A 12,490-nucleotide genomic window follows, 5' to 3' on the forward strand; every position below is an offset into this window, starting at 1 on the left:
GATCCGGTATCCACACCGGCGCCCGCAGCGGGCGGAGCCGGCTCGGCCGCGGCACCGGACGTGCCGGCCCCGGCCGGATCGTCGTCCCCGGCCCGGCCCCCTCCCCCACGCCGTAGCCGGCCGCGGGTCCGCTCGGCCAGCACGTACAGCACCGGGACGAGTACCAGGGTCAGCAGCGTGGAGCTGATCAGGCCTCCGATCACCACGATCGCCAGCGGCTGGGAGATGAACACCCCGCCGCCGGTCAGGCCCAGGGCCATCGGCAGCAGCGCGCACACCGTCGCCACCGCCGTCATCAGGATCGGGCGCAGCCGCTGCGCCGAACCCTCGACGACCGACACCATCAGTCCCCGGCCGGCGCGCCGGTACTGGTTGACCAGGTCGATCAGCACGATCGCGTTCGTCACCACGATGCCGACGAGCATCAGCATGCCGATCAGCGCCGGGACGCCCAGCGGTGTGCCGGTGACCAGCAGCAGCCCGAGCGCGCCGGTCGCCGCGAACGGGATCGCCACCAGCAGGAGCAGCGGCTGGAGCAGGCTGCGGAAGGTCACGACCATCACCAGGTAGACCACCGCGATGGCGACGAGCAGTGCGAGGCCCAGCTGCGTGAACGCCTCGTCCTGCTGCGCGCTGACCCCGCCGATCTCCGCGGTCGCGCCCGCCGGCAGGACGAGCCCGTCGAGCCGGTCCTGCATCGCCGTGGTGACCGCGCCGAGGTCGTCGGCGGCGGGCCGGGCCGTGATCAGCGCACTGCGGGCGCCGTCGGTGTGGCTGATGCTGGGCGGGGTGCTGGTCTGGCTGACCGTGGCGACGTCGCGGAGCGGGATCGTGCCACGCGGCCCGGGCAGCGGCAGCGCCCGAAGCGCCGCGAGGTCGGCCGGGGCGGAGCCGGTGCGCAGCACGACGCTCTGCTCGACACCGTCGACGGTCAGCGTGCCGACGGTGGAGCCGCGCAGCGCGGTGGCGACCGACTGCCCGATCTGGGCCTCGGTGAGGCCGGCCTCGGCGGCCCGGCGCCGGTCCACGGCGACGTTCACGCTCGCCTGCGCGGCCGCCAGGTTGTTGTGGACGTCGGTGGCGTCGGGGATCTCGCTGACGGCTTGCTGCACCTGGTCGGCGGCCCGGGCGAGCACGTCCGGGTCCTCCGCGCGGACGACGACCTGCAACTCGTTGCCGAACCCGCCGTGGCCGGCCTGCACGGTGAGCGTTCCCGCCCCGGCGGGCCCGCCCAGGCCGTCGAGCCGGGCGCGCAGGTCGTCCTGCACCGCGGTGGCGTCGGCATCCGGGTCGAGCGTCACCGAGAACCGGGTGGCGGTGGTGGAGGCGAGCCCCGGAGGGGGACCGAAACCGCCCGATCCGCCGGCCGGTGAGCCGACCGTGACCTGGTAGCTCTGCACGCCGGCCGTCCCGGCGAGAACGGCCTCGACCTCCCTCGCGGCCGCGTCGGCCGCGGGCAGCCCGGTCCCGGGCGGCATCTTCTGGCTGACCGACAGGGTGTCGCCGCCGGCGTCGCCGAGGAAGTTGGTCCGCAGCTGCGGGACGAGCGCCAGCGTGCCCAGCAGGATGGCCACCGCGATGACCAGCGAGACGACCGGGTGGCCCAGCGCCGCCCGCAGCACCGGCAGGTAGCCGGCCTGCAGCCAGGTGCGCTCGGCCGTCTCCCCGGCTGGTTCCCCCGCGAGGGGCGGGTCCGCGACCGGCGAGGCCGGGCGGCGCAGCACCATCGACGCCAGCACCGGGACCACCGTGAGCGACACGACCAGCGAGGCGAGCAGCGCCGCCGTGACCGTCACCGCGAAGGGCCGAAACAGCTCCCCGACCTGCCCGCCGACGAGTCCGATGGGCGCGAACACCGCGACCGTCGTGATCGTCGAGGCGGTGATCGCGCCCGCCACCTCCCGGATCGCGGTGAGGATCGCCCGGTGCCGGTGTCCGCCGTACCCGATGTGCCGCTTGATGTTCTCGATGACGACGATCGAGTCGTCGACCACCCTGCCGATCGCCACGGTCAGCGCGCCGAGGGTGAGGATGTTGAGCGTGTAGCCGCCGAGGTCGAGCACGATCATCGTGATCAGCACCGACAGCGGGATCGACACCGCCGTGACCAGGGTGGCCCGCACCGACAGCAGGAACCCGAGGATCACCAGCACGGCGAACAGCAGCCCGAGCAGTCCCTCGGTCGTCAGATCGTCCACCGACTGCTGGATGAACGGCGCCTGGTCGAACACCACGGTGACCTGGGCGTCCTGGGCGCTGCCGCCGAGCAGGTCGGCGATGCGCGGCAACGCGCCGCGGACCTCGTCGGAGACCGCGACGGTGTTCGCGTCCGCCTGCTTCGTGACCCCGACGCCGATGCTCGGCACACCGTTGGTCCGGGTGTAGCCGGTGGCCGGCGCGGGCTCGGCCGTGACCGTCGCGATGTCGCCGAGCCGGACCGGGGCCCCCGCACCCGGCGCGGCCGCGGCGCCCGGCGGCGCGGCGGACGGACCGACGTACAGATCCCGCAACTGATCGACCGAGGTGATCGGACTGCCGACCTCGACGGTGAGCGGATCGGTGTCGGGGTTCAGCTGCCCGGCCGGCACCCGCACGCCGTTGGCCTGCAACAGCGTGGAGATCGCACTGAGGGACACCCCGCGCCGGGCGGCCTCGGCGGTGTCGACCTCGATGGTGATCCGGGGATCGCGGATCCCGGACAGCGTCACGTCGCCGACCCCGTCGAGCCCTGCCAGCAGCGGTTGCACCTGGTCCCGCAGGATCGCCGCGACCTGATCGTCGCCGAGCTGCGAGGACACCGCGAGCTGGACGATCGGCAGGCTGTCGGTGCTGCCGGTGAGCACCTGCGGCGTGACGTCGGGCGGCAGCCGCACCCCCTGGACGGCCCGCTGCACGCGCGAGGTGAGCTCGTCGAGGTTCGAGCCGTACTCCAGGTTCAGCGTGATCACCGAGGTACCGCCCGAGCTGGTCGACCGGGTGTCGGTGATCCCCTGGATACCGCCGATCGCCGTTTCGAGCGGGATGGTGACCTGCTGCTCGACGACGTCGGGCGATGCGCCCGGGTACGGGGCGAGCACCGACGCGACCGGCACGTCCAGCGACGGGAACAGTTCCTGGCGGATCGACGTCGTGCTGATCGTGCCGAAGACGATGACCAGGATCGTGACCAGACCGACGATGGCTCGGTTGGCGAGACTGAGACGAGCGAGCCAGGTCATGGGGTCGGCCTCCGGACGGGTTGGGGGAGACCGATTAGATACTACGTCCGAGCCAAAGTATTAGCCTGCGGCTGAGACTTGGCTGAGTACCCGGTGGCCGGGTACCGGAGGTGGCCGGGAGGGGGCGGTACGTGAGCGCCGGAGCCGACGACGGAGCGCCTGCGGACGCCGCGGCCGACGACCACGAGCGTGACACGCTGCTGGCGGCGATCGAGTCCCACGAGGTGGTGCTGCGCCGCAGCCTCACCCGGTTCGGCCCGAACCCGGTGCTGGACAGCGGCCTGACCATGCAGCAACTACGGGTACTCATGCTGCTGTCCACCGACGGCCCGCTGGCCCAGGGCGACCTCGCGCAGGGGCTGCACGTCGGCCTCGCGACGGTCACCGGGCTGATCGACCGCCTCGTGGCCCGTGGCCTCGTCGAACGCACCGAGGACCCCCGGGACCGGCGGATCCGGCTGGCCCGGCTGGCCCCCGACGGCGTCGACCTGATCGATCGCATCGCCACCGCGGGGCAGGAGGTCCGCCGCCGGCTGCTGACGCTGATCGACATCTCCGCGCTGCGAGGGCTCGAACACGGGCTGGCCGCCCTGCGTGCGGCGTTGGAACGCGAGTTCCCCTGAGGCGCGGCCTGATCAACCGTTCGTGAGCGCGGACCGGACCATCGCCTGATACTCGGGTGGGATCCCCTCGGCGAGGGCGGTGCGCACCGCCCCCCGGAGCAGGAGGACTCCCGTATCCGGTCCTTCTCGAACGACGCAGCCGGGGATCGGCGCGCGTCTCGTCCCACCGCCGTTCGGCCCATCTCGCTGCCGGGAGGCCGACCTGCCCTCAGACCGCTGCCACCGCCGCGGGCCTGGCCGACCGGGTGAGCACGACCCCGGCGAGGATCAGCACCCCGCCCGCGACCTGCATCGCCGAGGGCACCTCAGCCAGCAACAGCCACGACGCCACCGCCGACGCGACGACCTCCAGCAGGGCGACGAGCGACCCCCGTGACGCCCCGATCCGGGCGATCGCGGCCACGCCCGTCAGGTACGCGAACACCGTCGAGACCAGCACCAGGACCACCGCCGCCGCCGGCCACCCGATGTCGGCCCCGCCGAGCAGCACCGGCGCCGCGGCGACGTCGACCACCACCGGCAGCAGCCCCACCAGGCCGAGCAGCGCGACGGTCATCACACCGACGCCCATGCCCACCCCCGCGAGCACCAGGGGCGGGGTGGTGGCCCCGGCCCGGTCGGCCACCAGGAAGTACGACGCCTGACAGGCCGCGGCCAGCAGCCCCCAGGCCACTCCCTCCCAGCGCAGCCCCACCCCGGTCCAGACCTCGACCACCAGGGTCAGGCCCAGCATCGCGACCACGCCGCCGAGCAGTGTCCGAGGGCTCGGGGGCTGCCGGCGGACCAGCCACACCCAGCCGATCACCACGATCGGCCCCAGGTACTCGAGCAGCAGCGCGACGCTGACCGGCATGTACCGCACGGCGTTGAAGAACGCGACCTGCACGCCGGCCATCGCCAGCACGCCGTAGAGCAGCAGCGCGAGCCCGTCGGCGCGGACCGCCGCGACCACCCCGGGCCGGACGGCGGCGAGCACCAGCGCCAGCACGACCGCCGCCCCACCGAGGCGGACCAGCACCGCGCCGCCGGCCGACCAGCCGGCGTCGATCAGCGCCTTCGCGAACGGGCCGGACAGCCCGAACGACAGCGCGGACAGCACCGCGAGGCCGAGACCCAGCGGCAGCGCCGGCGCTGCCCGCGCCGGTACCCCCGGCACCGGGCGGTTCAGCTCTCGGCGCCGGTCACCGGGGTCAGCCCGGCGGCCTCGATCCCGGCCACCGCGGCGGCTTCGTCGTTCAGCGACGCGTCACCGGTGACACCCACCGCTCCGATGACCTGGCCGTCGGCGTCGAGCACGAACACACCGCCGGGCACCGACAGGATGCGCCCGCCCGCGAGGTTCGCGACGGAGGTGAAGAACTCCGGAGAGTCGGCGGCGCGCGCGGCGATCGCCCGGTTCGTCATCCCCATCCCGAGCACCCCCCAGGCCTTCGCCACCGCGATGTCCGGCCGCAGGTTGCCCGAACCGTCCTGGCGGGCCAGCGCGACGGTCACGCCCCCGGGGTCCAGGACGGCCACGGTCAGCGGGTTGAACCCCTGCTCGGTGCCGTGCGCCAGCGCGGCCTTCACGATCGTCTCGGCCTGCTCCAGGGTGATGCTGCTCAAGGCTCCGGTTCCTCACGGTTCGGCGGCGATGTCCGGCAGTGATTGTGCTCGGTCGGCACCGGATCTACAGCAGGAGCACCCATCCGCCTGCGATCAGTGCCGCCACGCCGACCGACCAGAACAGCGCGGCCCACATGCCGCCGGGCACGCCGGTCATCCGGGCGAGCGCGTCGGCGTCGGAGTTGCGGTACAGCCCGCGGCGCCGTCCCCGCTGCAGCTCCCGGACCGCCCGCAGGCCGCCGAACAGCAGGAACCAGCACAGGGCCGCGGCGAAACCGGCCCGGACGTCGGGCGCGGCCCAGAACGCGACGGATCCGACGACGCCGCCGGTGAGCAGCACCGCCAACGCGCCGAACAGGTTGCGAATGTGGATCAACGTCGCGACCAGCAGCGCCACCGCGATCCACAACATCACCCGCGACCGGTCGCCCGCCACCAGGGCCGCGCCCGCCAGGCCCAGCAGCGGCGGTGCCGGGTAACCGCCGAGGAACGTGAGGATCAGCCCGATCCCCCGGCCCGCACCGGTGGACTCGGTGACGCCGGAGGTGTCGGCGTGCAGCCGGATACCGGTGAGCCCGCGCCCGGTGACGATCGCCGACAACGCATGTCCGCCCTCGTGGGCGATGGTCACCACGGTCCGCGTGAGCCGCCAGGACACCGACCACACCACCACGACGAGTGCGAGGACACCGGCGGCCAGCACCGCCGGGCGGCCGGCCGCCGTCTCGAGCGCGGTCCGCAGGACGTCGGTCAGCGGTGGCACGGATCCGGCCGACAGCACCTGCACGGGGGCCAGTGTGTCAGCGGACCCTGTCAGATCACTGTGGGCCCGCCGGGTAATCGCTTGACCCTCCCCCCGCTGGAGAGTCGAAGGTATCCCCATGACCACGCGGACCGAACCCACGCTGCTCACCATCGGCGAGCTCGCCCGGCGGTCCGGCGTGCCGGTCCGCACCATCCGGTTCTGGTCGGACTCCGGCGTCCTGCCGCCGACCGACCGCTCCGCGGGCAACTACCGCCGCTACGACGCCGCCGCCGTGGCCCGGCTCGACCTCGTGCGCACGCTGCGCGAGCTCGGGCTCGGGCTGACCGACGTGCGACGGGTGCTGCTGCGCGAACGCGGGGTCGACGAGATCGCCGCCGCGCACGTCCGCGCCATCGACAGCCGGATCCGCGCCCTGCGGGTGCAGCGCGCCGTGTGCACGCTGCTCGCCCGCGGTGCGCACACCGAACGGGAGGCCACCCTGATGAACGACCTCGCGCGGCTCTCCGCCGCACAACGCCAGCAGATGATCGACGAGTTCGTCGACGCCACCTTCGCCGGCACCGATCCGGCCGCGCCCGGCGCCGGCATCGCGGACGCCATGCGCACGCTGCCCGCCGAGCTCCCCGACGAGCCGACCACCGACCAGGTGGAGGCCTGGGTCGAGCTGGCCGAGCTGGTCTCGGATCCGGCGTTCCGGGCCCGGGTCCGGGAGATGGCGGTGGCCGGCGCCGCCGCGGACGGCCCGGCCGATCTCGATCCGGCCCTGGTCCAGGAGCACGCCGGCGCCGCCGTCGCAGCGGGTGTCGATCCGGCCTCCGCGGCGGCCGCGGAGGTGCTGAACCGGATCCTGCCGGCGGGCAGTGACGGCAGTGACGGCAGTGACGGCAGTGACGGCAGTGACGGCAGTGACGGCAGTGACGGCAGTGATGGCAGTGACGGCGGAGACGGCGGAGACGCCTGGGACACGGCCGCCCGCGCCGAGCTCGCCGACCGCATCGCGACGTTCACCGATCGTCGCGTGGAGCGGTACTGGGAGCTGATCGGCCGGCTCAACGGCTGGGACCCGTTCCCGTCGAACGTGCCTGCCTTCGAGTGGTTCGTCGATGCGCTGCGGGCGCCCCGTCACGACGGCTGACCGAGGTTCTCCACCTCGATCGGCTCGATGCCCTCGCCGGCGGGCAGCACGAACCCGAGCACCTGGGCGTAGAAGCTCAGCTCGGCGTCCAGCGCGCGGCGGATGTTCTCCGCGCGCCGGAAATCGTGCTGCTCGCCGTCGAAGAGCAGATAGGCCACCGGCACCCGCCGGGCCCGCAGCGCGTCGACGATCTTCTCCGACTGGTTCGGCGGGACGATGGCGTCCTCGCTGCCCTGCAGCACGATCAACGGCCGGTGGAACCGGTCGACGTGGCGGATCGGGGAGCGTTCGACGTAGACCTCGCGCTGCGCCGGATACTCCCCGACCAGCCCGTCGAGGTAGCGACTCTCGAACTTGTGCGTCTCCGCGGCGAGTGCCTCCAGATCGGCGACGCCGAAGTGGTCGGCGCCCGCGGCGAACGGGGTGTCCTCGCGGGCCAGCGCGGCGAGCGTGGTGTAGCCGCCGGCCGAACCGCCCCGGATGCACAGCCTCTGCCGGTCGACCCGGCCCTGCTCGCCGAGCCAGCGCGCGGCGGCGAGGCAGTCGGCCACGTCGACGACGCCCCACGCGCCCTTCAGCAGGTCACGGTAGGCCCGGCCGAACCCGGCGGACCCGGCGTAGTTGACGTCGACGACGGCGAAGCCGCGGCTCGTCCAGTACTGCGTCCCGACCGACAGCACCGGCGTCGCCGAACCGGTCGGGCCGCCGTGGATCACCACGAGCAGCGGGGGGAGCTCTCCGTCCGGCCCCCGGTACGCCGGGTTGGTCGGCGGGTAGAACAGCGCATGCCCGGTCCGCGGGGTGCCCGCGCCGTCGACCGACGGGAACGACACCGGTTCGGGCACCGACAGGTAGCCGCGGTCGACGCCGATGTCACGGGGCGCCCGAAGCGTCTCGACCCCGCCGCCGGGCAACGTGACCCGGTACACGCCCGGCTCGGCGGTCGGGGTGCCCGCCACGACGACCACCGCGTCCGGGCCGGCCACGCGCACAGTGGTGACCGCGGAGAACGGCAGATCCAGGTCGGTCACCGCGCCGTCCGGACGGCGCACGGCCAGGCCGTCGTACCCGTCGCGCCAGCGCGCGAACACCACGCTGCCGTCGTCGAGTACCGCGTATCGGGAGGTGCCGAGTTGCCAGCCGGGCACACCGATCTCGGCGTCCAGTTCGACCAGCGGCTCGATGTCGTTGCCGGGAGCCCAGCGGTAGAGATTCCACCAGCCGGAACGGTCGGACAGGAACACCAGCGACCCGTCGGGCTGCCAGCGCGGCTCGGCCACCGACTCACCCGGCCCGCCCGCGACCACGGTCTCGGCACCGGTCACGAGCTCGCGCACCGTGAGCACGGTGTCGTCCCACGGCATGGACGGGTGCTCCCACGACACCCAGGCCAGCCGCCCGGCGTCGGGGCTGAGCCGCGGGGCCACCACGAAGTCGGGGCCGGAGACGAGGACCTCGGGCTCCGACCCGCCCTCGGCGGCCAGCCGGACGATCTCGTTGCGCACGTCGACGGCGCCCCGCCCGCCGACGGGATGGTGCTCGCGGACCGCGACGATCGACGCCCCGTCCGGGCCGACCTCGCCGTCGGCGTACCGGTCGCCACGGGGCACGGCGGGCTCGGGCGTGACCGCGACCGGGGCACCACCGGGATCGAGGCGGTAGAGCCGCTGGTCGGCCCAGTTCGTGAACCACAGGACGCCGTCATGCACCCACCACGCGGCGCCGCCGTACTCGTGCACGGCGGTGCGGGCGTCCATCCCGTCGGGCAGCAGATCGGTCACGGTGCCGTCCGGGGAGCGGCGCACGATCTGGGTGCGGCCGCCCTCGGCGGGCCGTCCCTCGGACCAGTACACGCACGCTCCGTCGACCCGCGCCTCCGACAGCCGCACCGCGGCGGCCACGACCAGCTCGGAGGTGATGGGGGTGGGCCAGGATCCGAAGGGGCGTTCCGAGATCGTCACCCGGCCCACGCTAGCGGGCGCGGGCCGTCCGGAACGCGTCGCGCAGCAGTCCGATCGCCTCCCGCGCCGAGCGCCACCGCAGCACCGGGGCCAGCCCGACCGCGCCGGTCAGGCCCGGCCACCAGCGCACGGAGCCGTCCGGGCGGACCGTCCCGATCGCGGGTGCCCGGCAGCCGGTGGCCCACGTGCGGGACCGCAGCGACGGGTAGGTCCGGGTCAGCTGCGGGTCGCGGCACGAGCGCACCTTGACCGGAACCCGCAGGCAGTCAGGCAGCTCCCGGGCGATCTGTGAGCAGTTCGGGCAGCCCACGTCATAGACGACCACGACCTCGACGACTCTCACACACGCTCCTCGCTCTGCTCTGCCCCGGCTCGCCCGCTCGCTCAGGTATGCAGCATGGCAACCGTCAGCGTGCCGATGCAGGTCAGGGCCAGCACCGGCCGCACCACCGGCTCGGCCCGTGCCCACAGCCCGGTCCACGACCCGTCGTCGCTCCAGCCGTTGCTGAGCAGCGGCATCGCGAGCCGGCCGAGCGCGAACCCCGCACCCACCACGAAGGCCGCCGGGAACGGCACCACGAGCACGATCGCGAGCAGCGCGAGGTGCGGCAGCGCGGACGGGGAGTACGTCCGCATCCCGGTGCCCATCTCGAAACCGAACTGCAGGGCACCCCACTCCCCCAGGTGCTGGACCCGCTCGGGAACGAGCCGCGCGTTCTCCGGCACCCGGAACTGCCACAGGCCCAGTTCCCGCCCGAGCACGACCAGCGCGATCGCGCCGAACACGGCCCAGCGCACGGGGGCGGGCAGCAGCGCCTGCGGCAGCGCACCGACGACCGCGGCCACGAAGGCCACCGCGGTCGCCCCGAGGAACAGGCCGCCGCCGAAGTACCCGAGGACGGGTTTGTCGCGCCAGACCGACGCGCTCAGCAGGAACGCCGAGTTGTGGCTTCAAGTGGATCCGGAGTTGGCGAACCCCGCGGCCGCCCCCGCCACCGCGACCAGCAGCAGCCCGGAGGCAGCGGTCGCGAGATCGCGCTGCGCGGTCAGCGCCGACATCGCCGCGAACAGACCGCCGCCCAGCAACACGAGCGCCGCTGTCAGCGGATGCAGCGGCCACCGGGGCCGGGACCGCGCCGAGGAGGCCATCCGGCTAGTCGCCGACCGCGCCCAGCAGCTTCTTGCGCCGGGGCCGGGCCGGGTCCTGGGCCGGCTGGGCGTCGGCGGGCAGCTCGCAGGCCGCGATCGTCAGGCTCGTGTACTCCGACCCGTCCGCGAAGGTCGCGGTGGTCACCGCGTCCGAGCAGCGGTAGCCGCGCCAGCGCCACGCGTTGCGGCCGTGGCAGTTCGTGGTCAACCGGGTCGAGGTATAGGTCTCGCCCTCCGACGAGTGCGAGCCCTCCCGGTGGTAGCCGGACGAGCAGGGGTAGCTCCCGCGCCGCCAGCCGCCGTAGCAGACCGCCGGGCCGCCGGTCCACCAGTTGTTCGACACCTCGTCGTAGTTGTCCGGCGCGCACGCGCCGTGCTCCGACCTGTCGTCGCCCGAAGTGTTGCGGTCCGGGGCCGCCGTCGCCCCGCGGCGGGTGAGCCACCAGTCCAGCGGTACCAGCGTGCTCGCCGCGGCGGCGATCACCAGACCGCGCACCACGGTGCGCCGGCTCGGCCGGTACGACCGGATGCGCGCCACCATCTCGCTGGGCCGGGCGTGCTTCGGCGGGTTCACGGTGGTGGGGATGTCGTCCAGGCGTGTCATGCCCGGCTCACCTCTTGTCCTTCGGTCAGGTCCAGCAGCAGCGCGCGCACATCGGTGTCGGGATAGACGAAGCTGCGGTGGACGACCGTTCCGGTCGCGTCCACCGCGAGGATCGTCGGGGAATAACCCTCGAACAGATCGGCGCGGGCGGTGATGTCGGCGAGCAGTTCCGTGCGGGCGCCGGCCTCACCCGCGCCGGCCTCCGGGATGTCCGAGCGACGGTCGACGAGACCGACGTAGCGGGTGGGAACTTCCCCGGCCCGCTCGGCGGCGACCGCGCCGATGGCCTCCCACACCCCGTGGCACAACGCGCAGCCGGCATCGAGGACGGCGACGATCGCGAGCCCCTCGCCGGGACGGGGTCGCACCGCCGCCGGGGCCGGGCGCCCGACCAGCGCCGCGTACCCGGACAGCTCGGCGCTGCGCCCCGACTCCAGCGCCCGCACCCGTGCGTACACGGCCACGAGCGCCGCCACCGCGAACAGTGCGACGAGCAACGCGATCAGGGCGACCGCCAGGGCGGGCGACACCACTCACCCACCCCAGCGCGCGCCGAGCGCGGCGAGCGCGGCGACGATCTGCTCCTCGCCCAGCGGGGTCGCCGGCCGACCGGACTCGGGCCCGAGCAGCACCAGGTCCATGACGGCGCTCTCCCCGGCCAGCAGGTAGCGCCACTGGTGCGGGGTGCCCTCCACGAGCGCGGCCTGGGCCGGGTCGAGGACCCGCTCGCCGCGCCACAGCTCGCCGCCGGGCAGCGGCAGGCCGGCCCAGTCGGGGAGAGTCGGCAGCGCCTCGGCCGAGCGGCGCACCATCAGGATCGACCCGGCACTGCGGCCGATCAGCGTCACGTCGGGCTGCTGGACGAGCAGGTCCGAGGCCGGCCGCAGGGTCGCGCCCGACGGCGAGTCGACGAAGCTGAAGGTGTTCACCAGCCGGCTCAGCCCCTCGGCGTCGGGCGCGGGCCCGCCGAACCAGGTCGTGGCCTCGTGGTACGGGCCGGCCAGCACCAGCGCGGCGTCCGACCGGTCCGGCGCCTCGAACACCACGGCGTCGTAGCCGCGGAAGGTGCGGCGGCTCTCGCGGGCACCCCGCAGGATGTTGTTCGGGATGGCGCGGTGCTCACCGGCCGGGGCGAGGAAGAACTGCCGGGCGACGCGCGGCCCGACGAAGCGGGTGTTGCCGTACCAGCGGTAGCCGCCGAGCGCGGCCGGCAGGCTGAGGTCGACCGGTTCCCCCGAGGGCGCGACCCGGGTGACGTCCATGCTCTCCACCGACGGAGCCGTCATCGCCCATTGCCTCCACGCACCCGGACCCCGGACACGACGGCGCCGCATCCTGCTCGCTCAACGAGCGGAGCGCGCCGACGTCACGTGCCTCGCCGGGCGCCACCAGAACGGCGTAACGATCACGGTCCCGGCGTCCCGCGTCC

13 protein-coding genes are annotated in these 12,490 nt (G+C 74.0%); 2 read left to right on the forward strand and 11 right to left on the reverse strand.

Annotated elements, in window-relative coordinates:
• Positions 1 to 3,218, reverse strand: a 3,218-nt coding sequence (locus HF519_RS26995; protein WP_169415803.1) for an efflux RND transporter permease subunit, incomplete at its 3' end; no start/stop codon positions are given.
• A 131-nt stretch (positions 3,219 to 3,349) separates the two neighbouring features.
• On the opposite strand from HF519_RS26995, the gene HF519_RS31925 reads away from it, so the two are divergent.
• Entirely contained in the window at positions 3,350 to 3,841 is a 492-nt protein-coding gene (locus HF519_RS31925; RefSeq protein WP_169415804.1) for a MarR family winged helix-turn-helix transcriptional regulator, read from the forward strand.
• A gap of 208 nt (positions 3,842 to 4,049) precedes the next feature.
• Here HF519_RS31925 and HF519_RS27005 read toward each other — a convergent pair whose 3' ends face one another.
• The 3 genes from HF519_RS27005 to HF519_RS27015 form a co-directional block, all read right to left on the reverse strand.
• Positions 4,050 to 4,997 carry an EamA family transporter gene (locus HF519_RS27005; RefSeq protein WP_312860376.1) on the reverse strand — a complete coding sequence of 316 codons (948 nt, stop codon included), beginning with the start codon at positions 4,995 to 4,997 and terminating at the stop codon, positions 4,050 to 4,052.
• Positions 4,998 to 5,005: 8 nt separating this feature from the next.
• The gene (locus HF519_RS27010; protein ID WP_169415805.1) at positions 5,006 to 5,446 is read right to left on the reverse strand and encodes a GlcG/HbpS family heme-binding protein; all 441 of its coding nucleotides are present in this window, start codon (positions 5,444 to 5,446) and stop codon (positions 5,006 to 5,008) included.
• Positions 5,447 to 5,510: 64 nt separating this feature from the next.
• Entirely contained in the window at positions 5,511 to 6,233 is a 723-nt protein-coding gene (locus tag HF519_RS27015; protein WP_312860377.1) for a M50 family metallopeptidase, read from the reverse strand.
• Between the two features lie 94 nt (positions 6,234 to 6,327).
• Between HF519_RS27015 and HF519_RS27020 the strand changes: the two genes are divergently transcribed.
• The gene (locus HF519_RS27020) at positions 6,328 to 7,347 is read left to right on the forward strand and encodes a helix-turn-helix domain-containing protein (RefSeq protein WP_169415806.1); all 1,020 of its coding nucleotides are present in this window, start codon (positions 6,328 to 6,330) and stop codon (positions 7,345 to 7,347) included.
• Here the strand turns inward: HF519_RS27020 and HF519_RS27025 are convergent.
• The 7 genes from HF519_RS27025 to HF519_RS27055 form a co-directional block, all read right to left on the reverse strand.
• The gene (locus HF519_RS27025) at positions 7,335 to 9,308 is read right to left on the reverse strand and encodes a S9 family peptidase (RefSeq protein ID WP_312860378.1); all 1,974 of its coding nucleotides are present in this window, start codon (positions 9,306 to 9,308) and stop codon (positions 7,335 to 7,337) included. The two genes, HF519_RS27020 and HF519_RS27025, sit on opposite strands and share 13 nt — an antisense overlap.
• A 10-nt stretch (positions 9,309 to 9,318) precedes the next feature.
• Positions 9,319 to 9,651 (reverse strand): hypothetical protein, encoded by a 333-nt coding sequence (locus HF519_RS27030; protein ID WP_169415808.1) that lies wholly within the window; start codon positions 9,649 to 9,651, stop codon positions 9,319 to 9,321.
• A gap of 41 nt (positions 9,652 to 9,692) precedes the next feature.
• Positions 9,693 to 10,154, reverse strand: coding sequence for a hypothetical protein (locus HF519_RS27035; RefSeq protein WP_169415809.1), 462 nt, complete (start codon positions 10,152 to 10,154; stop codon positions 9,693 to 9,695).
• Between the two features lie 105 nt (positions 10,155 to 10,259).
• Positions 10,260 to 10,457 (reverse strand): hypothetical protein, encoded by a 198-nt coding sequence (locus HF519_RS27040; protein WP_169415810.1) that lies wholly within the window; start codon positions 10,455 to 10,457, stop codon positions 10,260 to 10,262.
• 4 nt (positions 10,458 to 10,461) lie between these two features.
• Positions 10,462 to 11,061 carry a hypothetical protein gene (locus HF519_RS27045; RefSeq protein ID WP_169415811.1) on the reverse strand — a complete coding sequence of 200 codons (600 nt, stop codon included), beginning with the start codon at positions 11,059 to 11,061 and terminating at the stop codon, positions 10,462 to 10,464.
• On the reverse strand, positions 11,058 to 11,594 hold the full coding sequence (locus HF519_RS27050) for a hypothetical protein (protein ID WP_169415812.1): 537 nt from the start codon (positions 11,592 to 11,594) through the stop codon (positions 11,058 to 11,060). The genes HF519_RS27045 and HF519_RS27050 overlap by 4 nt, the downstream gene beginning before the upstream one ends.
• A complete protein-coding gene (locus tag HF519_RS27055; RefSeq protein ID WP_169415813.1) occupies positions 11,595 to 12,347 on the reverse strand; it encodes a hypothetical protein in 753 nt (250 codons plus the stop codon).
• Positions 12,348 to 12,490: the final 143 nt, after the last annotated feature.

It is taken from the genome of Pseudonocardia bannensis (genome assembly GCF_012911875.1).
Classification (GTDB): Bacteria; Actinomycetota; Actinomycetes; order Mycobacteriales; family Pseudonocardiaceae; genus Pseudonocardia; species Pseudonocardia bannensis.